Origin of the sequence: Corynebacterium sp. NML130628, from assembly GCF_001875665.1 — a bacterium.
Classification (GTDB): domain Bacteria; phylum Actinomycetota; class Actinomycetes; order Mycobacteriales; family Mycobacteriaceae; genus Corynebacterium.
On record NZ_MLAL01000016.1, the window covers coordinates 393,926 to 415,845 of the forward strand.

General features: G+C 56.1%; 22 protein-coding genes. 15 read left to right on the forward strand and 7 right to left on the reverse strand.

Annotated features, from left to right (window positions below; all coding sequences use genetic code 11):
• The first annotated feature begins 30 nt into the window (after positions 1-30).
• The 5 genes from BJP07_RS04855 to BJP07_RS04875 are packed head-to-tail and all read left to right on the forward strand — an operon-like array spanning position 31 to position 5,415.
• Positions 31-1,170 (forward strand): Xaa-Pro peptidase family protein, encoded by a 1,140-nt coding sequence (locus tag BJP07_RS04855; RefSeq protein WP_071566314.1) that lies wholly within the window; start codon positions 31-33, stop codon positions 1,168-1,170.
• Between the two features lie 12 nt (positions 1,171-1,182).
• On the forward strand, positions 1,183-2,397 hold the full coding sequence (locus BJP07_RS04860) for a lipase family protein (RefSeq protein ID WP_071566315.1): 1,215 nt from the start codon (positions 1,183-1,185) through the stop codon (positions 2,395-2,397).
• A gap of 27 nt (positions 2,398-2,424) precedes the next feature.
• Entirely contained in the window at positions 2,425-2,964 is a 540-nt protein-coding gene (locus BJP07_RS04865; protein WP_071566411.1) for an FxsA family protein, read from the forward strand.
• Positions 2,961-4,517, forward strand: coding sequence for an apolipoprotein N-acyltransferase (lnt, locus tag BJP07_RS04870; protein WP_071566316.1), 1,557 nt, complete (start codon positions 2,961-2,963; stop codon positions 4,515-4,517). The genes BJP07_RS04865 and lnt overlap by 4 nt, the downstream gene beginning before the upstream one ends.
• Before the next feature lie 25 nt (positions 4,518-4,542).
• Entirely contained in the window at positions 4,543-5,415 is an 873-nt protein-coding gene (locus BJP07_RS04875) for a polyprenol monophosphomannose synthase (RefSeq protein ID WP_071566317.1), read from the forward strand.
• A gap of 74 nt (positions 5,416-5,489) precedes the next feature.
• On the opposite strand, the gene BJP07_RS04880 is transcribed toward BJP07_RS04875, so the two are convergent.
• Positions 5,490-5,867, reverse strand: a complete 378-nt coding sequence (locus tag BJP07_RS04880; RefSeq protein ID WP_071566318.1) for an RNA polymerase-binding protein RbpA — start codon at positions 5,865-5,867, stop codon at positions 5,490-5,492.
• A gap of 128 nt (positions 5,868-5,995) precedes the next feature.
• Here BJP07_RS04880 and BJP07_RS04885 point away from each other — a divergent pair, with 128 nt between their 5' ends.
• Both BJP07_RS04885 and BJP07_RS04890 read left to right on the forward strand, forming a co-directional pair.
• Positions 5,996-6,343 (forward strand): hypothetical protein, encoded by a 348-nt coding sequence (locus BJP07_RS04885; protein WP_071566319.1) that lies wholly within the window; start codon positions 5,996-5,998, stop codon positions 6,341-6,343.
• 6 nt (positions 6,344-6,349) lie between these two features.
• Entirely contained in the window at positions 6,350-7,060 is a 711-nt protein-coding gene (locus BJP07_RS04890) for a YceI family protein (RefSeq protein WP_255365921.1), read from the forward strand.
• Between the two features lie 125 nt (positions 7,061-7,185).
• Here the strand turns inward: BJP07_RS04890 and BJP07_RS04895 are convergent, their stop codons facing one another.
• Positions 7,186-8,265, reverse strand: coding sequence for a cyclopropane-fatty-acyl-phospholipid synthase family protein (locus BJP07_RS04895; RefSeq protein WP_083584085.1), 1,080 nt, complete (start codon positions 8,263-8,265; stop codon positions 7,186-7,188).
• Between the two features lie 382 nt (positions 8,266-8,647).
• Between BJP07_RS04895 and BJP07_RS04900 the strand changes: the two genes are divergently transcribed.
• Together BJP07_RS04900 and BJP07_RS04905 are read left to right on the forward strand one after the other, a co-directional pair.
• A complete protein-coding gene (locus tag BJP07_RS04900) occupies positions 8,648-9,973 on the forward strand; it encodes an NAD(P)/FAD-dependent oxidoreductase (RefSeq protein ID WP_071566321.1) in 1,326 nt (441 codons plus the stop codon).
• A 141-nt stretch (positions 9,974-10,114) separates the two neighbouring features.
• Positions 10,115-11,188 carry a magnesium and cobalt transport protein CorA gene (locus BJP07_RS04905; protein ID WP_071566322.1) on the forward strand — a complete coding sequence of 358 codons (1,074 nt, stop codon included), beginning with the start codon at positions 10,115-10,117 and terminating at the stop codon, positions 11,186-11,188.
• Here BJP07_RS04905 and BJP07_RS04910 read toward each other — a convergent pair.
• Positions 11,185-11,607 (reverse strand): PaaI family thioesterase, encoded by a 423-nt coding sequence (locus BJP07_RS04910; RefSeq protein ID WP_143109665.1) that lies wholly within the window; start codon positions 11,605-11,607, stop codon positions 11,185-11,187. The two genes, BJP07_RS04905 and BJP07_RS04910, sit on opposite strands and share 4 nt — an antisense overlap.
• A 36-nt stretch (positions 11,608-11,643) precedes the next feature.
• Here BJP07_RS04910 and gndA point away from each other — a divergent pair, with 36 nt between their 5' ends.
• The 6 genes from gndA (at position 11,644) to BJP07_RS04940 (ending at position 19,237) form a co-directional block, all read left to right on the forward strand.
• Positions 11,644-13,128 (forward strand): NADP-dependent phosphogluconate dehydrogenase, encoded by a 1,485-nt coding sequence (gene gndA / locus BJP07_RS04915; RefSeq protein ID WP_071566324.1) that lies wholly within the window; start codon positions 11,644-11,646, stop codon positions 13,126-13,128.
• A gap of 45 nt (positions 13,129-13,173) precedes the next feature.
• Complete coding sequence (locus BJP07_RS04920) at positions 13,174-14,481, forward strand: DEAD/DEAH box helicase (protein ID WP_071566325.1); 1,308 nt, start codon at positions 13,174-13,176, stop codon at positions 14,479-14,481.
• A 3-nt stretch (positions 14,482-14,484) separates the two neighbouring features.
• Complete coding sequence (locus BJP07_RS04925; protein ID WP_071566326.1) at positions 14,485-15,879, forward strand: hemolysin family protein; 1,395 nt, start codon at positions 14,485-14,487, stop codon at positions 15,877-15,879.
• On the forward strand, positions 15,876-16,928 hold the full coding sequence (locus BJP07_RS04930) for a hemolysin family protein (RefSeq protein ID WP_071566327.1): 1,053 nt from the start codon (positions 15,876-15,878) through the stop codon (positions 16,926-16,928). The genes BJP07_RS04925 and BJP07_RS04930 overlap by 4 nt, the downstream gene beginning before the upstream one ends.
• Before the next feature lie 242 nt (positions 16,929-17,170).
• Positions 17,171-17,791 (forward strand): hypothetical protein, encoded by a 621-nt coding sequence (locus tag BJP07_RS04935; protein WP_369822315.1) that lies wholly within the window; start codon positions 17,171-17,173, stop codon positions 17,789-17,791.
• A 105-nt stretch (positions 17,792-17,896) separates the two neighbouring features.
• Positions 17,897-19,237, forward strand: a complete 1,341-nt coding sequence (locus BJP07_RS04940) for a hypothetical protein (protein ID WP_071566329.1) — start codon at positions 17,897-17,899, stop codon at positions 19,235-19,237.
• 77 nt (positions 19,238-19,314) lie between these two features.
• Here BJP07_RS04940 and BJP07_RS04945 read toward each other — a convergent pair whose 3' ends face one another.
• The 4 genes from BJP07_RS04945 to odhI form a co-directional block, all read right to left on the reverse strand.
• Positions 19,315-19,890: a MerR family transcriptional regulator gene (locus BJP07_RS04945; RefSeq protein WP_071566330.1), complete on the reverse strand. Its 576-nt coding sequence runs from the start codon at positions 19,888-19,890 to the stop codon at positions 19,315-19,317.
• Positions 19,891-20,014: 124 nt separating this feature from the next.
• A complete protein-coding gene (locus BJP07_RS04950; RefSeq protein WP_071566331.1) occupies positions 20,015-20,590 on the reverse strand; it encodes a bifunctional nuclease domain-containing protein in 576 nt (191 codons plus the stop codon).
• A gap of 1 nt (position 20,591) precedes the next feature.
• Positions 20,592-21,335 (reverse strand): MerR family transcriptional regulator, encoded by a 744-nt coding sequence (locus BJP07_RS04955; protein WP_255365922.1) that lies wholly within the window; start codon positions 21,333-21,335, stop codon positions 20,592-20,594.
• A gap of 49 nt (positions 21,336-21,384) precedes the next feature.
• Positions 21,385-21,816, reverse strand: a complete 432-nt coding sequence (gene odhI / locus BJP07_RS04960; RefSeq protein ID WP_071566333.1) for an oxoglutarate dehydrogenase inhibitor Odhl — start codon at positions 21,814-21,816, stop codon at positions 21,385-21,387.
• Positions 21,817-21,920: the final 104 nt, after the last annotated feature.

Here is a 21,920-nt window from a genome sequence, read left to right on the forward strand (position 1 = left end):
CCTGCTGCATGGTACGCCTACGATGGACGCATGACTTTCTTCGGTAACGACACCTTCGTGCGTCGGCGCACAGTTGCATGCGATCTTCTCGACGAGAACCAGCTGCGCGCCGTTGTCATCGGCCCTGGTCCAGAGTTCGAGTACCTCACCGGGGTGCAGATCGACACACACGAGCGGCTTTCTGCAATCGTTCTCACCGACGAAGGGAAAGCAACCGTTGTCCTCCCAAGCACTGATGCAGGATCGTTCCCCGCAGATGACCCGACGCTTACCTGCATTGGTTGGAGCGACGGGGAAAACCCTTATTCGATTGTCTATGCACTCATCACAACGCCTGCTGAGGCGGGAGTGTCACCCGTCGTCGGCCTAGGAAGCACATTGACCGCGGACCACGTGCTTGCGCTGCAGCAATACCCTCTCAATACCTGCCTTGCGCAAGAAGCCCTCGCTGCTCTCTTTATGATCAAGGATCCAGACGAGGTTGAACAGCTCGCCCAGGCCGCCGAGGCCATTGATCGCGTCCATGCCCGTGTACCTTCGCTTTTGACGCCCGGTACCACCGAACGAGCTGTGGCTGAGGCCCTGCACTCGGCAATCCTGGAGGAGCACATTGCAGTGGATTTCGTAATCGTTGGCTCCGGCTCTAACGGCTCGAACCCGCACCATGATTTCTCTGATCGAATCATTGAAGCCGGCGACCTCGTAGTCGTCGATATCGGAGGAACCATTGCAAGCGGTTACCACTCCGATTGCACGCGAACGTACCTCGTCGAGGGCGCACCATGCAGCCAAGAGCAACTCGACGCCTACAACGTGCTCTTGAGCGCACAACAGGCGGCATGCGATGCCGCGCGTCCAGGTATGCGCGCAGAAGAACTCGACGCAATAGCCAGGGACATCATTTCCGAGCATGGGTACGGAGCGTGGTTTACGCACCGAATCGGGCACGGCATTGGGCTGGCTGGCCATGAGCCACCATTCCTAGTAGCAGGCAATGACCTCGTCCTACAGGAAGACATGGTGTTTTCTATCGAGCCCGGAATCTACAAGCCAGGTAGTTGGGGAATGCGTATCGAGGACATCGTGCATCTTCAGGCCGACGGTGCACGTGCACTGAACAGACAGCCAAAGAGTTTGCAGCCGTATCTTCGAGACAACCCGATCACCTAGGAAAGCACATCTATGGATTTCGGATTGACACCTCGGACAGTACTGCCGCTGATCCTTGACCTCACGCATTCACATCCGACCACGGATGCCGAGTACGGCAGGGCCACGTGGGCTGTCGGTGCGCCCCCGGGCACGCTTTTACAAGCAACCCCTATCCGCCCGGTTGGTCTCCAAAACCGTCTGAATCGCGCTGATGCTTTCAGAATCGAGTACGTCACAACCGATGAACACGATCGCGTGATGTCTGCCACCGGGGCAGTGTTCCTCAGCAAACGTCCCTGGCGTGGCAACGGTCATCGCCCATCCATTGCCTTCGCTCCCTCCACACAGGGCGTCGCACCTGCATGTGACCCCTCCTATTCATGCACCGTGGGAGTTCGCCTACGCCGAAAGCCTCTGGACCTCATCGCGGCCTACGAGCAGCCGGCGATCAACATGTTGCTCGCGACAGGCGCAAATGTTGTGTTGACGGACTATCCACGGGATCCCGAAGACAATGTACAGCTTTACTGCTTCCATCGTGCGGCAGCCCACGCGCTTGCCGACGCCGTCCGTGCCAGCACGGAGCTTGGTTGTGGCGTCGAAAAACTTGGACTCTGGGGTTTCTCCCAAGGCGGGGGAGCGGCTGCATCGTGGCTAGAACGCCCCGAATATGCGCCGGAGTTAGACCTGCGCGCCGCTGTCGTTGGTGCACCACCCGCAGACCTGCTTGCGATGCTGGATCAAATTGATGGAACACTGCCATCCATCATGATTCTTTACGCTGTCGCTGCTTTATTGGCTTCCGATGTGGAGATCGCTGAGGAGCTGATGCCGCGTTTAAGCCCCGTCGGTATGTCCGCGGTCATCCTCGACGCCAACCTGTGCGCAGTGGGCGCGGTTATCCGGCACGCCTGGGCGAACACATCCCTCTGGACTAACTCCGGTATCCCGATGTCTGCGCTCCTCGAAGACCTCCCTAAGACAGCTGCGGCGCTCGAGGCTAACGCGCTAGGCACGCGTACGCCCCTCGACATTCCTCTCAGACTGTGGGGCAGCAGGAACGACGACATCGTCCCGTGGCAGGTTGTCGTCGAACTAGGAAAGAAGTGGGGGAGGCCTGTTCAAATGCGTAAACTGCCCAAACTGCCTGGCAGAACAGGTATCAACCACTTCACCCCGTATTTTCAGCACCTCCGAAAAGACATCGTATGGTTGTTAGACATGCTTGAGTCACGGAGTGAGTAGTTGTGCCCTCGGGCTATGATGGTCGGCATGCCAATCTACATCTTGACGTATTTCCTCGTAGAGGCGCTGGCTTTCTTCCTCGTCGCAAAGGCAATCGGGGTTGGCTGGGCCCTCCTCGCTATCTTCGCGTTGATGATCCTTGGCGGAGCGCTCGCTACACTCACGCTCCGTGGCGAACTTGCCAAAGCTGCAAGAGGCAGAACTTCCATGGGAAAGCTGGCCGGAGACTCCGCGCTTCTGATGGTTGGCTGGGCTTTTTGTATCATTCCAGGCTTCATGTCTTCACTCCTGGGCCTTCTGTTGATCTTCACCCCAACACGCTCGTTGTTCCGAAACCATCTCTCGCGTTCTCTACGGCAGCGCATCGAGTCCTTCGGAATCAAGATGTACGAATCGACGCCAATGTCGCGCAACATGACGACGTACGGTTCGTTTAGCCAGCCCACCCCGGAACAAGGTTTTTCGGAGGATGAGCACCCGGTTATCGACACGGATGAAATCGAAGACTGGCTCTACGAAGAACACAAGCGTCGCAAAGAGCGTGGGGATGAGGGGACACAATCGTGATTGCCTCCCTGCGGCTCGTCCTCGCTATCTTGTCAGGTGTATTGGTCGCATACTCCTATGAGCCGTTCGGGTACTGGTTCCTCGCGATCCTCGGCATCAGTGCGTTGTACCTCGGTCTGATGCCGTGGCCTCGTTTTGGCCAGACAACGCGACCTTTCCCCGGGGCTGGATTCGGTAGCCTCCTTGGCTTCGTCCACGCTGTCACGTGTTACCTCATCCTATTGCCCTGGATCGGCGCGTTTGTTGGTGCCATGCCCTACGTTGCACTCGCAATCACGCTGGCGCTGTCCGCGATCATTACCGGCGCTGTTGGTGCTCGCATAGCCCGGAGCCAATATGGGTTCCTCGCTTTCCCATTTGTGTATATTGCGGTGGAGTTCCTGCGGTCCTCGCTCCCGTTCGGCGGTTTTTCGTGGGTCAGGCTGGCATGGGGACAGGTCAATGGGCCCCTCGTGTGGTTAGCTTCAGTCGGTGGCCCAGCACTGGTTTCTCTTGCCGCCTGTCTCACGGGTGTGAGTCTCGTGACGTTTCTTGTCACCCGCGGGAGCCCTCGCAGGGTAGCTGCTTTGGGTTTCGCACTCCCGATCGGGCTTGGAGGGCTTATTAGCCCGAGTTTCGCTAACGAAGACGCAGAAGATGCCAGGCCACAGGAAAACTCTGTATTGGTCGCAGCCATTCAGGGCAATGTGCCGCGCCTCGGGCTCGACTTCAACGCTCAGCGCAGAGCGGTTTTAAAGAATCACGTCGATGAAACAGTTCGAGCGGCGGATGACGCCCGAAGCCAAGGGGAAAAACTTGACCTCGTTATTTGGCCAGAGAACTCATCGGACGTGAACCCGTTTCAAGATCCTTTGGCGGCGTCGTCAATCGAACGTGCTGTTCGCGCAATTGATGCACCTGTACTCGTGGGTACGCTGACACGTGATGAGGTCGGTGCTCGCAACACCATGGTTGTGTTCGCCCCTGAAAAGGGTGCAGGAGAGATGCACCATAAGCGGTTCTTGCAGCCATTCGGCGAGTACATGCCAATGCGTGATTTCTTCCGTAAAATTACTGATCTCGTGGACCTTGCCAGCGATTTTAAGCCTGGTGACGGTCCAGGGGTCGTGCATATGGCAGGTATCCCTGTTGGAGTCGCTACCTGCTACGAAGTGGCAGAAGATCCCGCGTACCGCATGGCGGTCAAAAATGGCGCACAAATTCTTGCGACGCCGACAAATAACGCGACATTTGGGTTTAGCGACATGACCTACCAACAGCTAGCAATGAGCAGGCTGCGTGCGATCGAAACGGATAGGGCAGTAGTTGTGGCGGCAACCTCGGGTGTATCCGCAATCGTGCATCCGGATGGGACGGTAAGCCAGGAGACTTCTATCTTTGAGCCGGCGCACCTCATAGAACATTTGCCGCTAAAAACTTCGCGGACGTTTGCGGTGCGTTACGGAGACTTCCTTGAGGCTGCAATAGTTTGGCTCGGGATCATGCTGATACTCGGTGCAGCAGTCCGTAGACCCAGGGAGTATGCTAGACAACATTTGAACAACGGCGAGTAATGTTGCTGGAAAAGGAGCAGTCACCGTGGCAAATTCGACATTAGTGATCATCCCGACGTACAACGAGATCGAGAACCTCCCTATCATTGTCGGCCGGGTTTTCGATTCAAACGATGATGTAGACGTGCTTGTTGTCGACGACAATTCTCCCGATGGAACGGGGGAGAAGGCCGATCAACTGGCTGAAACAAATAGCCGGCTTCACGTCCTTCATCGCGCAGGTAAAGAGGGGTTGCTCGCCGCGTACCGTGATGGTTTCAATTGGGGCCTCGAGCGCGACTACGAGGTGATCTGTCAGATGGACGCCGACGGGTCTCATGCACCAGAGGAACTTCACCGACTGCTCGACGAAATCCAAAACGGTGCGGACATGGTCATTGGTTCGCGGTACGTAGATGGTGGCGAGGTCAAGAATTGGCCGAAAGAGCGCTATCTACTCTCCAAGCTCGGAAACGCATACGTTTCGCTCGCGCTGGGCGGAGACGTTCGCGACATGACTGCAGGATATCGCGCTTTTCGACGCGAAGTCCTCGAAACGATCGACCTCCAGGAGCTATCCAACAAGGGATACATTTTCCAGGTCGATATGGCGCACAAAGCCGAACTTGCTGGCTTCGATGTGCGAGAGGTTCCAATCACTTTCGAAGACCGCACCTTAGGAGAATCCAAGCTGGACGCCAGCTTTGCTACGACCTCTCTCTGGGAGGTTACGAAATGGGGAGCGACCGAGAAGTTCGAAACCGCTCGTGAGATGGCGAAAGAAGGATTCCGTCTGGTCAGCTACGAGGCGAAGCGCTCGCGGACCAACGCTGCCCTGCACAAAACTAAGGCAGTTCCCCAGTTGGTAGGAGACGTTGTAAATGTAGCAAAAAGCTTCATCTCCGCAAAGCGTAAATAGTTTTCGGTTCCGACGAAAGAAAAGGCGAGAGACCACACATTCGGTAGTCTCTCGCTAGGGGGTATAACCAGCTTTTATTCCTTATTTTCTGCTGCCTGTTCCTTCGCCAACCGGGCTGCAGCGCGACGACGCTTCCGCAGCTGGTCAAGGCGTTCTTCGAGGAGGACGTCGAGTTCCTCGATGGTGCGACGCTCGCGGAGCATGTCCCAGTGAGTACGTGGAGGCTTCGCTGGCTTTGACTCGACGCCTTCGCCTTCCATAAGGGTGCCGAGCTGGCCGTTCTTGCACATCCATTCCTCTGGAATTTCAGCGTCGTCAGCGAACGGCACTTCGAAAATCTCGCCATTCGGAGTGCGGTATCGCGCTTGTTGCCGAGGCGCGAGATCATGGTCTCGGTCCGTCTCGTAGCTCACTGCGCCCATTCGACTTCCGCGAAGAACACGATCAGCCATACTCAATAGTCCCTTCTAAACACATATAAATGCAGTCGCACTATTATAACGTCCACCTTCCAGTTTTTGTTCCCACGGGATTGAGTTAGACATGCATTCTCTTAGAGTTGTGTATTAGGCTGACCTGTATGCCAAAAAGTGATGTGTATGCGAAGAATGAATCGCCTACGTGTCAGTGGTGTGGCAAAGAAATGGCGCAGCAACAGGGAAGAGGGCGTCGTCGTAAATATTGCAGCCAGTCATGCAAACAGCGCGCGTACGAGCAGCGCAACTTCGTGGCGGGCACAGCAATTGATGCAGGAGCAGCCATTCTCAAACCAGAAACAGTGTCGAACTTGCGAGATAACCTTTTCGTTTTGCGCTGCACGGCAGAAGATATCCGTACTGCAGTCGAAGAAAACGCTGACTCGGAGGAATTACGTAACATGTGTGACGAATTAATTGAATTAGCGCGTACCCTTGAAAAGTTGAGGTAAATGTCCATGAAGGAAGTGCAAGCTCCCAGCGACCGCAAGAAGAAACTCTTGATGGTGGTCGTCGCAGCGATTGCAGTGGTCGCGGTGCTCGTTGCGATGGTCCCATTGCTTTTCAGCATGCTCGGTGGTGGCGGAGTCAAGACTGCCGGCATCGACGCCAGCCGTCTCAAGCCCGCGGAAACAGATATCAATGGCACTTGGCAGGTCCAGAAGCGACCGGGAGCAAATGCGACGTCCGCTGGTTTCACATTCGACGAGGTGCTACCGGGTGAAGCAAAAACCACCTCAGGTTCGACGACAGGCGTTGCAGGCGAGGTACATATCGACGCAAGCGTACTACAGGTCGGCGAGATCGTTGTCGATATGACAAACCTCACCACAGACAGCGACGTTCGCGACAACAATGTACGCCGAAAGATTCTTCACACCGATCAGTTCCCAACATCAAGCTTCACGGTTACCGAACCGATCGATCTCTCTGAACTCCCGACAGACGGCTCGATCGGAACCGTCGAAGTGGTCGGAGACCTCACGATCCGCGGTGAGACAAACCATATCAAAGCGCCGCTTGACGTTGCCCTGTCTGGTAGCCATCTCATCGTGGCAGGTGACATACCGTTCAACCGGCTTGACTACAACGTCGAGACACCAGAATTTGTCGCAGCGAAGATCGCCGAGACTGGCACACTCAATATTCGCCTCAACATGACAAAGTAGGTCATGCACATAAACCCGCCTAATTGCGTCACGTTACGTAATTAGGCGGGTTTCCTTGTGTGCACACCGCTGGTCGCAAATGTCCGATAATGTACATTATGTCAACTAATCCGTCGGCTTCGCGCTCATCGACGCCCACCCCTGTGCTTACGCACCAGCACCGCCTGCGCGAGATCCAAACCTCCTACCGCGGTCACCGCCTCGCGGACCGCGAACTGCCACAACCACAGTCGTCGGAAAACTTCGTCATAGCCATCCGCCGCAGCTTCACGGAGTCGCCCATCAAACATTTGCCGCTGAAGGCGGAGCGAGAGCCGCAAATGCTCCGGCGCCCGGCTGACACTAATCGCTTGCAAGCGCGTCTGCTGCTCAACTAGCTTGAGAAACTCTCGCTCATGCATATACTCCATACCCGGCCAGACGTATGCCCCTAGAACCTGAAGCGCGACCCGGCATGCACGATCTACCGCCTTTGCCCCCGATTGGCGCGCCATCACCGACTGCATGCCAATCCTTCCGCCTGGCAACAGCATGCGATCCATCGCACTCAGGTAATGTACCTTATCTTTCTTCGGGCAGGCCTCAAGCTGCCCGAAGGAAACAATTGCATCATACGGTCCATGTTGCTGGGCCCAATGTGGATCTCCAAGCTTGCCGACTGCCACACGGACGTCAGTCGAAGCACCATTAAGGATGAGATATTCACGCAGGCTAGCGGCAATTTCGTGGCTGCCGACTAGTGCATCTACGACTGATCTACGAGATGCGGCGGCTAGCGCTACAGCACCGCCTGTACTTGGATATTCAAGGATTCTCATCCCACGCCCGGCCCCCACAAGGTCGAGCAGTTGGCGAGCGCTTCGCGCCTGAATATCCCCCAGATCGGACCGCTCCGCACTCATTGGCGCTTCGAAAGTCGTCACATCAATGAAGCGGCGCTTTGCGCCCTGCTGCTTCGTGCGCTGTTCGGGATAAGACCTTGTCAATTGTCGCTCCGTGGTAGCCACGCCGGTAGCAAAGTGCCCCTGGAACGCGCTGACACCGTCGCCTGAAAAGTGCTGCACGAGCGAATGCGGCAATGTGGCACCGGCCGTCTCAGCTTGCGGCTTCCATGCAGTTCGACGTGGCACGTAGCCCTGCTGCAACAACTTGGTGATGACATCTACAAGCACATCCGAGGACGCTACCGACCACTCACCTGCCATATATCCTTCCGCGAGACCGGTCCAACCAGAACACGCGATACGTTCAAAGAGCAATTCGTGGTTCACGCGAATTTGAGCATCAACACCCGAGAGGGTCACACCAGCAGCTTCACAGGCTCGTGCAAACTCGGACTCTGCCAATCTGGCACGGGTTTTGAGAGCAAAACCTTCCAAAGGCTGCACTAGGCGCGGCCACTTCGTAGCATCCACGGTTTGAAGATGCGGTGGTAATGATTCAGGTATCGGCACGCTTCCCCACCTTACTTGGTCAAACTTTCAGCGGAGTTTTCGACGCATTGTCCCAAAACCATACAGTTCTAACATTATGGGCGTACTATAAGTGAAGAAATTTAAAACAGCTTTCCCAAGGAGCGACATCGATATGACCCAGACGCCGTACCGTCCCGCCGGAAACCGCCATCACGTTGTGATTGTGGGCGCGGGGTTTGGTGGTATTAACGCTGCCCGTGCACTCGCGGATGCGGATGTAGACATCACAATTATTAACCGCACAAACCATTTCATCTTCGCCCCTCTGCTTTATCAGGTAGCTACTGGTCTGCTTTCTGTTGGTGAGATCGCTTCATCAGTTCGCCAGATTCTCGCAAGCCAGGACAATGTTCGCGTGGTCCGCGGAAACGTTGATGAGATCGATACTGTTAGCCAGATCGTCACGTCTTCTGACGATGGCGTTGCGTCTCAGTTTGCGTACGACTCACTTATCCTTGCTGCGGGCGCAGGACAGTCGTACTTCGGCAATGATCACTTCGCGGAATTCGCACCCGGTTTGAAAACAGCGGATGACGCGCTGGAGGTCCGCGCCCGAATTCTCGACGCGTTTGAGAAAGCCGAACTGGCTACCTCCGCTGAAGAGCGCGAACGTTTGCTGACCTTCGTTCTTGTGGGGGCTGGCCCAACCGGTGTTGAACTCGCTGGCCAAATTGCTGAACTGGCTCATCGCGCCTTTGCCGACGGCCAGTACTCGTTCTCGCCCGACCAGACCAAGATCCTGCTTATCGACGGTATGCCACAGGTACTGCCGCCATTTGGTAAGCGCCTCGGCCGTAAGGCACAGCGCGAGCTAGAGAAGGCAGGCGTCACTGTTATCCTGAACGCAATTGTGACCGATGTGAACGCAGAGAGCGTGACGTACAAGGACACCAAGACCGACAAGGAGACTACCGTCTTTACCCCAACAAAGATCTGGTCTGCCGGCGTCCAAGCATCCCCGCTCGGCAAAATGGTCGCTGAACAGGCTGGCGTCGAGGCAGAGCGCAACGGCAAGGTTCCAGTCAATGCCGACCTCACCGTTGGCGAACTGTCGAATGTCTTCATCGTGGGCGACATGATGAGTCGCGACCGCCTGCCAGGTGTCGCACAGGTTGCAATGCAGTCCGGCGAGTATGTCGGCAAGGTCTTAAAGGATCAGGTTGAAGAAGAAGTTGCGCCGGAACAGCGGGAACCATTCTCCTACTTCGACAAGGGCTCGATGGCTATCGTGACCCGCTTCAACGCTGTCGTGAAGATGGGCAAGGTCGAGATCGCCGGATTCTTGGGCTGGATGATGTGGCTTTACGTCCATGTCTCCTTCCTGACCGGTTTGCGTAATCGGACTGTCACCGCACTGACGTGGGTATACAACGCGTTGAGCTCGAAACGCTACAACCTCCCGACCACCCCGGGCCAGCGGCATATTTCGCAGCGCTAACCAGCATTCTCTGCGCGCCCCTCTCCAACCCAATGCTTGGAGGGGGCGCGTTCGTGTTCCAGTGCCGAAGGGCGTAGTATCTCGAACGTTGTTGAATCCCTCGCCCATTTTTGGTGCGACGCAGCTAGTAAGGGGGCCGATATGCCACCAAGGATCCCGTTGTCGAGGAAGTCGTCGAAAAATACGCTTCAACCATCGCGCATTCCGGTGAAGGTCCCCCTTGAACGCTCGATCGACTTTTGCAAAGTATTTGTCGACGGCAAGCGCGTCCCCGGCAACTACCGGATCCCGCAGGCGCTGCAGGTTGCACGGGAGCACGATAACGCGTTTGTGTGGGTCTCGTTGAAAGGTCCGACAGACGAGCAGATGACAAAGATCTCGTCGTTTTTCGACATTGACGATCTGATTGTTGATGACGTTGTCGACGCCCACCAGAGGCCAAAAATTGAGCGCTATGACGAACAGCTCTTCATGGTCGTGCGCTCGGTGTACTACCGCGACGATGAGGAAGTTGCGGACGCCCGTGAAATCATTTCCACTGGTGAGGTCCAAATTGTGACAGGACCGAATTTCGCCATCACAATCCGACACGGCGCTCCCCTGCCTGATCTGACTGGCCGACTGGAGAGCGAGGAGGACCTCGCGGTGCTTGGTCCAAGTGCCGTCGCATGGGTAGTTTCTGACTACATCGTCGACAACTACTTGAAGGTCGCAGACAACCTGAGTCGCGACGTCGATGAACTGGAAAACGAGGTGTTTACGCCTCGGCGAGACATTAATATTGACAAGATTTACAACTACAAGCGTGAAATCTTGGAAATGCGCCACGCGATCGATCCGATTGCGCCAGCCTTGAAAAACGGTTTGACCAACAACCGAGATCTGATGAGGAAAGCCCTCAGGTCTTACTTCCGCGATGTACAAGATAACGCAACGATCGTAAGCGACCGTCTCTCGGGATTCGATGAGCGACTTTCTTCTCTGCTCGATGCTTCAGTTGCGAAAGTCTCGATGCAACAAAACTCTGATATGCGCACCATCTCTGCAGTAGTCGGTATGGCTGCGGCCCCGACCATGATTGCTGGCGTGTATGGCATGAACTTCGAGTACATGCCGGAGCTCGCTTGGAAGTACTCCTACCCGGTGGTGCTCAGCATCATGATCCTGACCATGGCACTGATGTACTGGTGGTTCAGGAAGAACCGGTGGCTCTAGAGTACAAGGAGCTTTAGGTTCGTTACCGCGACCAGCTTATCTTCATGGCGCATTTCGACGCGCCAGAGATGAGTCCGCTGTCCGATGTGAATCGGAAGCGCGGTAGCTTCGATTCGGCCTTCGCGAACGCTGCGAAGAAAATCGGTGTTGTTGTTCGTACCGACAGCTGGTTTACCAGCCACCGCCATCGCTGCAACCGATCCAACCGTTTCAGCGAGTCCGGCATAGATTCCGCCGTTGACAATCCCCGCAGGCTGGAGGTGCTGGGGGCCGACGTCAATGTGCGCCGTCACTCGGGCGGGGCTGCACGCCGTGATGACCATACCGATGGTGTTGGCGTAGCCGTCGTTGTACGCGTTAAGTGCCCGTAGTTCTTCCTCGTTCAGTTCGCGATCTACTTTTTCAAATGCCAAACCCATTCCGTTCTTTCCTTCCATCAGCGTAGTATTGTCTCCATGACTATCACCGAGCATGATACGAATCAGTCCCAAACTCATCTCGCCCAGATCGGCGTCGTCGGTATGGCTGTGATGGGTTCGAACCTAGCACGCAATTTCGCCCGCAACGGTCATACCGTGGCAATCTACAACCGGTCCCCAGAAAAGACCCGCGCTGTAATGGCGGAGCACGGGGATGAGGGCTCGTTCATCCCGTCGGAGACGATTCAAGACTTTGTTGCTTCGCTTGAGCGCCCACGCCGTGCGGTCATCATGGTCCAGGCCGGTAAGGCTACGGACGCTGTGATTGATCAGCTCGTTGAGGCCATGGATGAAGGCGACATCATCATCGACGGTGGTAATTCACTGTTCACTGACACAATCCGCCGTGAAAAAGAAGTCGCTGAGAAAGGCCGACACTTCGTTGGCGCTGGCATCTCTGGAGGCGAAGAAGGCGCACTGCTCGGTCCCTCGATCATGCCGGGTGGCCCCGTCGAGTCGTGGGAGGCGCTTGGCCCACTGCTCGAAGATATTGCCGCAAAGGTCGATGGTGTTCCTTGTGTAACCCACATTGGCCCCAATGGTGCGGGGCACTTCGTCAAGATGGTGCACAACGGCATCGAGTACGCGGACATGCAGGTTATCGGGGAGGCGTACCACTTGCTGCGCTACGCAGCTGGTCTGGAGCCTGCCGAAATTGCTGAAATTTTCTCCGAGTGGAACGAAGGCGACCTGGATTCGTACCTGATCGAGATCACCGCTGAGGTGCTCAAGCAGGTTGATGAGCAGACTGGTAAGCCGTTCGTTGACATCGTTGTTGACGCAGCCGGACAGAAAGGTACGGGTCGCTGGACGGTGAAGGAGGCCTTGGACTTAGGCGTCCCAGTCACCGGCATCGGTGAAGCAGTGTTTGCTCGTGCGCTGTCATCGTCGACCGCACAGCGCACCGCTGCGCTCGAGGCGGCCCTGCCAAGCGGTGTGGAGGCTTCCTTTGCTGAGCTCGGTGTTGACAAGGCGCAATTTATCGAGGACGTGCGTCGCGCGCTATACGCTTCGAAGCTCGTCGCCTACGCTCAGGGCTTCGATGAGATTGCCGCCGGCTCCCAGGAATACGACTGGGGTCTGAAGCCAGGCGAGCTAGCAAAGATTTGGCGTGGCGGCTGCATTATCCGCGCGAAGTTCCTGGATCGCATCACCGAGGCATACGAAAAGAACCCGGAGTTGCCGTCACTGCTACTTGATCCTTATTTCCGCAATGAGTTAGAGGGTGGCGTGATTGATGCTTGGCGACGCGTCGTCATTTCCGCTACGCAGCTTGGTTTGCCTGTTCCAGTGTTTGCATCCTCACTCTCCTACTATGATTCGTTGCGAGCACAGCGCCTGCCGGCTGCGCTGATTCAGGGTCAGCGTGACTTCTTCGGTGCGCACACTTATAAGCGCATCGATATGGATGGCACGTTCCATGTTGCGTGGTCTGGTGACCGTAAGGAGCTTCGTTACTAAGCGTGGCGGTAGCACCTGCCCGCAAAAGGCACTAGGGTGTTTGCAATGAAAAGTTTTGCCGATCTCGGCCTTCCGCACCCCCTAGTGCATACCCTCGCCGCAGATGGAATTTCCCAGCCGTTTCCGATTCAAGAAGCGGCTATTCCTGACGCGCTGTCTGGTAAGGACGTGCTCGGTCGTGGTCCGACTGGTTCTGGCAAGACTTTTACGTTTGGTTTGCCGATGTTGGCGCGTCTCGCAGGCGCGCCGAGTCGTCCGGGTAAGCCACGCGGCCTCGTTCTGGCCCCAACGCGTGAGCTTGCGGCCCAGATCCGACAGCGCCTCTCGAATCCCGCAAATGCGTTAGGACTTCGGGTGTTGGATGTTGTCGGCGGTGTAAACATCAACACTCAAATCCGAGCGTTAGCTGCACCTGTTGACCTCTTAGTAGCGACACCGGGTCGCGCAGAGGACCTGCTCCAGCGCAGCGTCCTCGATTTTGGCGCGCTTGAGATTGTCACGCTTGATGAGGCGGACCAGATGGCAGACATGGGTTTTATGCCTCAGGTAGTCAAGCTCTTGGACCGCGCGCCCCAGGGCGCGCAGAAGTTGCTATTTTCTGCAACGCTTGATGGGGACGTGCAGAAGATTGTTGATCGCTACATGCACAACCCGGTTACGCATTCAACCGCTCCAGTTAAGTCTGCGGTGAAAACAATGAAGCACTTTGTGCTGCTGTGCGGAGACCGTGAAACGCGCAATGCCAGAGTTATAGAAATTGCAGCACGCGAAGGCAAGACAATCATGTTTATGCGCACCAAGCACGGTGTGGACCGGCAGGTGCGGAAGCTTCGTCGCGCAGGAATTCACGCTCAGGGCATTCATGGTGATAAAGGCCAGGGTGCTCGGACCCGGGCACTTAATGGATTCGCTGATGGTTCTACCCCCGTACTCGTCGCTACAGACATTGCTGCTCGGGGGATCGATGTATCGGGAGTCTCGCTCGTCGTTCATATCGATCCTCCTGCAGAGCATAAGGCTTACTTGCACCGCGCAGGTCGTACCGCGCGTGCGGGCGCTGAAGGCAACGTCGTGACATTGGTTATGGACGCGCAGCGTAAGGAAGTTCGCGCGCTGTTGGATAAGGCTGGGGTGCTGGCGACGGAAATAGATGCACAAATACTTTCACCTGAGGTGGTGGACATTACCGGTGCCAGGAAGCCTTCGGGCACACCGCTACCACCGCCAGGCGGCCAACCTCAACAACGCGGGAAGGGCCGGAATTCCAGTGGACGCTCGAAACGTCCGAAGGCCGGCAGTCAGCGACGACGATCGGCGGAAAGGAACGGTAGGCGACGCACGCCTCGGTCATAGTCGATGGATATAGTTATTGCAGTCTTTGCCCTCTTGGGCTTCATCGTATTGACGGCGTCAACCGGTCTATTCGTCGCAATCGAGTTTGCGATGACAGGCCTGGAACGTTCAACTATCGATGAGCACGTCCGCGAAGTCGGTGACCGGACAGCCAAAGCAGTCGCACGTGATCACGCGAACCTCTCGTTTGTATTGTCCGGCGCACAGCTCGGTATTACCGTCACAACGCTCGCCGCGGGTTTCCTCGCGGAACCGGTGTTGGGTAAGTTCTTCACTCCCCTGCTTGAACTCGTTGGCTTGAATGAGACAGCTTCAACGACGGTTGCACTCGTTCTCGCGCTCGCAATCGCGACATTGCTGTCGATGGTCTTCGGCGAGCTTGTCCCAAAGAACATAGCAATCACTGATCCGCTAAAGACAGCGCGCGTCGTGGTGCCTCCGGTCAACGCGTTCAATACCGCCGCCGCTTGGTTCATCCGATGGCTCAACACGTCTGCGAACTGGATTGTGCGCAAACTAGGCATTGAGCCTGCGGATGAATTGGCTTCTGCCCGCTCAGGACAAGAGCTCGGTGCGGTTGTGCGAAACTCTATGGAATCCGGCGACCTTGATGCAGATACTGCCGCGGTGATCGATAGATCACTTCAGTTCGGCGAGACTACCGCCGAGGCTGTGATGACGCCCCGCTCCACCATTAACGCTCTCGATGCTGAGGACACCGTGGCGGACCTCATTTCGTTCGCCCGCGAGACTGGGCACTCGCGCTTCCCCGTTCGCCGTGGCGACTTGGATGACACGATTGGCGTCGTCCACATTAAAGACGCATTCTCAGTGGATAAGGCGCTGCGTACTAGCACCAAGCTATCAGCGCTTGCGAAGCCTGTGCCGTTTATCCCGGGTACGCTCGATGGTGATGCTGTACTCAACCGGGTTCGTTCTGCCGGGTCGCAGGTAGTGCTGGTTGCAGACGAGTTCGGTGGCACGCAAGGGCTAGTGACGATTGAAGACGTAGTTGAAGAAATCCTCGGTGAGGTCTACGACGAGTACGACGACCGCGAGTCCGAGCGTGACTTTTTGCACGTGGGAACCTCGTGGGAGATTTCGGGTTTGGTGCGGCTCGATGAGCTGCAAGACGAACTCGGATACGTTGCACCGGAGGGACCATACGAAACTCTTGGTGGTCTCATCATGTCGGCGCTCGGCCATATTCCAACCGTCGGTGACAAGGTAGTACTCCCAACCGGTACCGCGGATTTCCAGGAGCAGTTTGAAACAGGCAGCGCCGGACACTGGCTCGCCAGAGTTTCCACAATGGACAACCGCCGGATCGATCGAGCAATCTTGAGTCCGATTTCCCCAAAGGAAGCTGAAGAGTTTCAAAGGAGGTCAGCACAATGAGTATTTGGGTAGCGATCCTGCTTATTGTCGTCCTCCTCGCGATCAATGCCTTCTTCGTTGCATCAGAATTCGCACTTGTATCGTCGAGACGCGACCGACTGGAGTCGATGCAGGCACAGGGCAAAACGAATGTAGCCGGCGTACTTTATGCAACAGAGCACCTTTCGATCTACCTTGCTGGCGCTCAGTTGGGCATCACGATAGCGTCACTGGTTCTTGGTAAGGTCGCTGAGCCCGCGGTTGCTCACTATATTGAGGTCCCATTTCTCTCGCTTGGGTTACCGAGTGAGTGGCTGCACCCCGTCTCGTTCATCATTGCACTGGCGTTTATCTCGTTCTTGCATATCTTGTTTGGGGAGATGGTGCCAAAGAACATTGCAATCGCTGGGCCAGAGTCGACGGCGGTTTGGCTCACGCCTGCAATGACGCTCTGGATGAGAGTCACAGGCCCATTCATTCGGTTCTTGAACTGGTTGGCACGTAAGACGCTAGCAATGTTTGGCATAGAGCAGCGTGACGAGCTTGCCTCCACGGTGGACCAAAAACAGTTGGCGAATATGATTCGTGAGTCCCGCGAAGAAGGGCTGCTGGACGCCGAGGAGACCGCTCGCCTATCGAAGGCCCTGCGGTCCGAGTCGAGGAATCTCAAAGAAGTGATGATTCCTCTCGATCGCCTAACTACTATCCCGTTCTATCCGGAGGGAGTCGCGCTTTCCGTCATCGAGGAGGCGGTACGTGACACTGGCTACTCACGATTCCCGGTTGCTCGCGACACTGGCATTCTCGTTGGCTACATCCACGTGAAGGATATCTTGGACCTGATGGAGTCAGAGGAGGACGATCCCCTTGTACCTGTCAGCCGTATCCGTCCGCTGACGGTCATTGATGGTTCTGAGTCGCTAGATAGCGCGTTGACCTCCCTGCACCGTCGTTCAGCGCACATGGCACAGGTTCGTGATCAGGGGCGACTCGTAGGCGTGTTGGCCCTTGAGGACATTATTGAGGAGTATGTGGGCACAGTGGCAGACTGGACCCACGAAAACTCATGATTCGTACCTTCCTCGAGCCTTCTGATTATCGGGGTCGGATCGCGAACCATGAGCAGCGTGCGGCTGAATTCGTTGAGCCACACCTAGCGCGCCGACGTCGCGCACTGAAGCACCCCGTATGGGATTTCCTGTTCGACTATTACAGGTTTCGCCCCACGCATCTTAAAAAGTGGCACCCTGGGGCTCACGCAGTGCTTCTCGACGCCTCTTCGCTTCCCCAAGCGTCTTGGCGCAGTTACAGCGTGAAAGACGGCGGAGACGTCTGCGTTAACGTCGAGTTGTTGCTGAAACAGCGCAACCAAGATGTGGAGGAGATTTATAAACTGCTCCGTGCTACGGCGTCGCGTCCTGCGCATTTTGACTGCTTCGGGCTTCACGAATGGGCGATGCTCTACAGAGAGGACCACCCACGGCACGATCTCCCACTGCGCTTAGGCCGTGAAGGAACCAACGAAGTTGTGGAGTCGCACCAGCTGCGTTGTACGCACTTCGACGCGTTCCGTTTCTTTACCGCTCCCGCACGCCCACTTAACGTGTTGGTGTTGCAGCGGGAAGACCAGCTCTCTCGGGAGCAGCCTGGTTGTGTGCACGCCACAATGGATTTGTTCAAGTGGGCGCTCAAACTTGGGCCCTTGGTGCCGGGCGACCTGCTACTTGATTGTTTCGAGCTGGCGATAGACGCGCGGCGTCTCGATATGGAAGCCTCCCCCTATGACTGCCGCGAACTTGGCTTCGATGTCGTGCCTGTGGAGACGACGAAAGGGAAAATCACGTATGTTCAGCGTCAACGCGTGCTCACTGCGCGTGGTGAAGAGTTACGGTCCCGGCTCGTCGCTCTCCTCGACATGGTGGCGGGGCGTTAGACTGTGTGGCAACGATAAACGGGTTGTACATGAATTAAGGACGGTATTGACATGGGCCGACATTCTGATGGCAAGAGCAATTATCGCTTGTCTGGTGGAGCGATCATGGTCCTTCTGGTTGCGCTCGCGGTGATCCTGAGTGCCATCTTGATGATGAAGCTCAAACCGGACCGTACCGAAACCTCTGCTGAGCAAGAGTGCATCGCTGGTGAGCTGTCGTTGCCCATCGTTTCTACCGATAGCGCAGTCGGTGGCGCTGTCGTAGCTGCCTACAATGACGCACATCGCGTCGTTCGCGATTACTGCGTGCGGGCGGAGCTCGTCGATAAAGTTGAGGATGCGGCATTGCTGCTCGCCCCGGAGAACGCGAACACCGAAGCCTTACTCCAGAATGCGCAGCGTACCGCGGCGGTGTCAGACCCTGAGGTTGTCTATGCAGCACCTCTCGGCGTAGAAGGACAGACTTCTGCTGACCCGTCGTCGCTCAAACTGGAATCAGTGCGCTTTGTGTTGCCTGAACGCTCGGATGCATCCGCTGCAGTTGCGTCGTTACTCGCCGCGGACGAAAACAGAGCCGTGGCGACGCTACAGGAGCAGGCTGTACAAAATGTCGATGATATAGAGTTGAACCAAGGCCTCTACGCAGCAGTGCTCGGAGATGCGACCGGAGACCGGGTGTTCACCTCGCTGGATGCTGTGCTAAATTACGTCGGCATCCCACTCAATAGCACTGATGCGGTGGACGAGAATAAATCCCGTGCTGGCCAAGACCTGATGAAGCAAGCCGCTTCAGCGCTGAAAGCTGATAAGAATAGCCAAGTAGTCGACGTGTCGAAGCAAGTCTGGGCCGAGGTTGGCGAGACGCCAGTACTTAGGTTGGGGCAGGAACACAAACCAGAGGCAGAGGCGACGGATAAGCAGGGGCCACGGGACACCTTGTTCCTATACGACACCTCCGATGCAATGCAACCATTCAAGTCGGCGGTCGACGCCGCGATCGGTGACGAGGCGAAGCGTGTCACTGAATCTGGCCATCAAGTTGCGTTGTGGAACTATTCTTCCCCCTTGAACCCTGGTGTGGTTAAGGGCTGGCGCAGCAACATTGCTATGACTAACAGCGCAGAAGACGTCGCACACACTGCTAGTTTGCTGGGCACAGGCGGTGTACCACAGACACGAGAAGCACTTTTCGCAGCTGCCAGTGCAATGCGGGAGCTCGATCGTGACGTTCGAATCGTGCTGATCACTACAGGCACTGTCGATGACAACGGTGCACCGGAGTCCGCACAAGAATTGCGTGATCAACTTGGTGAGCGCATCACGCTCAGTGTGGTTCGTGTTGGTGCAAACCCTGCTGATCAGGTTGTTGCCGACGTTGCCGCTGTCGTCAAGGACGCTCCTTCGGCTGAGGAGCTCGGCTCGGCGCTATCAGGTGCCGTAGGCTGAGGTTTCCTGTTTTTATAGCACGAAGGCTGCAGCCCCGCCGGGGAGTATCGGCGGGGCTGCAGCCTTCAAGGAACTGTCTACGAAGACTTACGGCGACGTCGGTCTGCCAGTTCGTCGAACCCGACAGGCTGAGGGCCGTTAAGCTCAGGGTTAATCGTTTCTGCGGGGAAGTCCGCGATGGTGCCTGTAAGGTCTTTCATGATCTGCGGGACCGCGATGCCGAAGACGCCTTGGCCCCCACCAAGGAGGTCAATTACTTCTTCGTTGCTTCGGCACTCGTACACTGTCGTTCCGTCAGAAACCAACGTGATTTCGGCAATGTCATTCACGCCACGGTTTCGGAGCTTGTCAACGGCCAGACGAATGTTCTGCAACGAAATCCCTGTGTCCAGCAGGCCCTTCACAATCTTCAGAACGAGGATGTCTTTGAAAGAGTAGAGGCGCTGCGATCCAGAACCTTTTGCGCCTCGGATTGACGGCTTGACCAGATCAGTGCGCGCCCAGTAGTCAAGCTGCCGATAGGTGATGCCTGCGACTTGGCATGCGATCGGTACTCGGTACCCCACTTCGTCTGAAGGACCGATGTCAAACAGCGTTTCCTGAACAGGCCCTTCCAACGAAGAAAGCTCAAGCTCTTGTTGCAGATCGCTCATTTCCCATACTCCCGTTTTCTATTGTGTCGGCTATCAGTATTTGTATCGATAGCTTAGGCATACGACTGTATCAGCTTGGGCAGACACGCCGAAGTCTCAACCTTTACTTTACATTGAGAGGCTTCTATTGGGAAGGGCGTTCCTCGTCGTCTCCATCTGGAGCAAACAGGTCATCAGCGCCAAGACTCTTCATGAGCCGCTCAAAGTCACGGTCCGCCTCGGGGTCACCACTAGCAGACACGCTTTCCGCCTCTGCCCCACTAGAATTGTCAGGAAGGTCGAGGTCAAACAAGCCTTTAGCGTCGGCTGGGGAAATACGGATACCTGCCTGCCGCAAGACCTGTGGATCCACCTGGAGGGAAATATCACCCGTCCAGGCCAGCAGCAGTGCGTCAGACATGCTCGTGTCAACTTTACTGCCGGTGCTGAGCAGGACTTCTGCACGAAACACACCCTGGTAGTAACTTGCGATACGCAACGCCTGGACCTGGGTACCCAAATCTTTCAAGGTTTCTAGATACGTCTCGTAGATACTGGGGTTAAGAGGTCCGACATCATCGATCAACGCGGCCAGCTTGCCGCCCGAGAACGGCGAAAGCCACACAGGCAAGTAGAGGTCCTGCTCTGGTGCATGCAATAACGCGCAAAGGAAATGCTCAGGGCCAACCGGGTATACACCCAGTAGATTCAGCGACTGCATGCTAGCGTCCAGAGTTTCGCAGTTCGTTCTTTACAAGCGAAGCGTGCAAGGAAACAACCAGGGCAGAAAGCTGCTGCCCAAGTTCCTCGGCCTGCTGTGCCGAGTTCTCTTTGCCGGATTTGGCCACAGGCTCCGTTACCTGAGAGATCAAATCAGCCTGACGCCGCGCCATTGTTCTCAGCGTCTTCAGGTGACGCGAATCGAAACCGAACTCCGCCAGCGCCAAGGCTGCGGTGACGATACGAACGTCGTCGGCAGTGAAATGGCCAGCCATATCAGGAACGATCAAACCATCGCGCACAAATTGGTCGACAAGCTGCTGGTCCGTTTGAGCTTGCTCGGCAACATCGATGTCGCTCAAGTGAGTCGACGTCGGTGCGCGGAAACTATCCGGTGACACCAGCGGATCTGACTCACTCACGCTCATGATCGCCGTGACTTGGCCTGAGTCCATCGCTTCAAGCTGTTCGCGGATCACTTTCAACGGCAAATAATTATCCCGCTGAGTAACCAGGATGTAACGCAGTCGCTCAACATCGTCGGTTGTGAACCGTCGGTATCCAGACGCGGTACGCTGAGGCGTGATCAGTCCCTCCGACTCAAGGAAGCGAATCTTTGACACTGTCACGTCGGGAAATTCCTCCCGCAACTGTTTCAGGACAACACCAATAGACATGGTCTTGGCCACTGAAGGCGCGGCAGTGGTACCCACTTGTTCTGTAGCAGTTCGACGAATTGCACTCACGGTGATGGATGATCTTTTCTAATGGATGGAGACGGACTGGCGGACAATGCTACTTATCGTCAGCGATGAAAACTAGACGGAACTTACCGATTTGGATTTCATCTCCCGAAGACAGCATCTGAGAGTCTTTCGGCTCTCGGTTCACGTAGGTGCCGTTCAGCGATCCCACATCAACAACCTCGAAGGACTCACCATTGCGGCGGAACTCAGCGTGGCGACGAGACACGGTGACATCGTCTAGGAAAATATCCGCCTCAGGGTGCCGACCTGCCGTGGTTGCGTCCTGGTCCAGCAGAAACCGCGCGCCAGCGTTAGGTCCGCGTTTTACCACGAGCAAGGCAACGCCCTCCGGCAAGTTTTCCGTGCTAGTGACGTTATCGTTAGCTGCAGCAGCGCCGTTTTCCATCTCCTTCAAAAGGTCAGCACGAAAGACGGAGGTCGTTTCGACCTGGACGATGTCTGCATCTTTGTTCTCGGCCATTCAAAACTCCTGACGGTGTTTATAAAGTCAATAATTCTAAGTCGCAATATTACCCAACTGTGGGTCAGCGTGCTGTTGCGGTTCTAGTGTAGCGCTCTGAACCT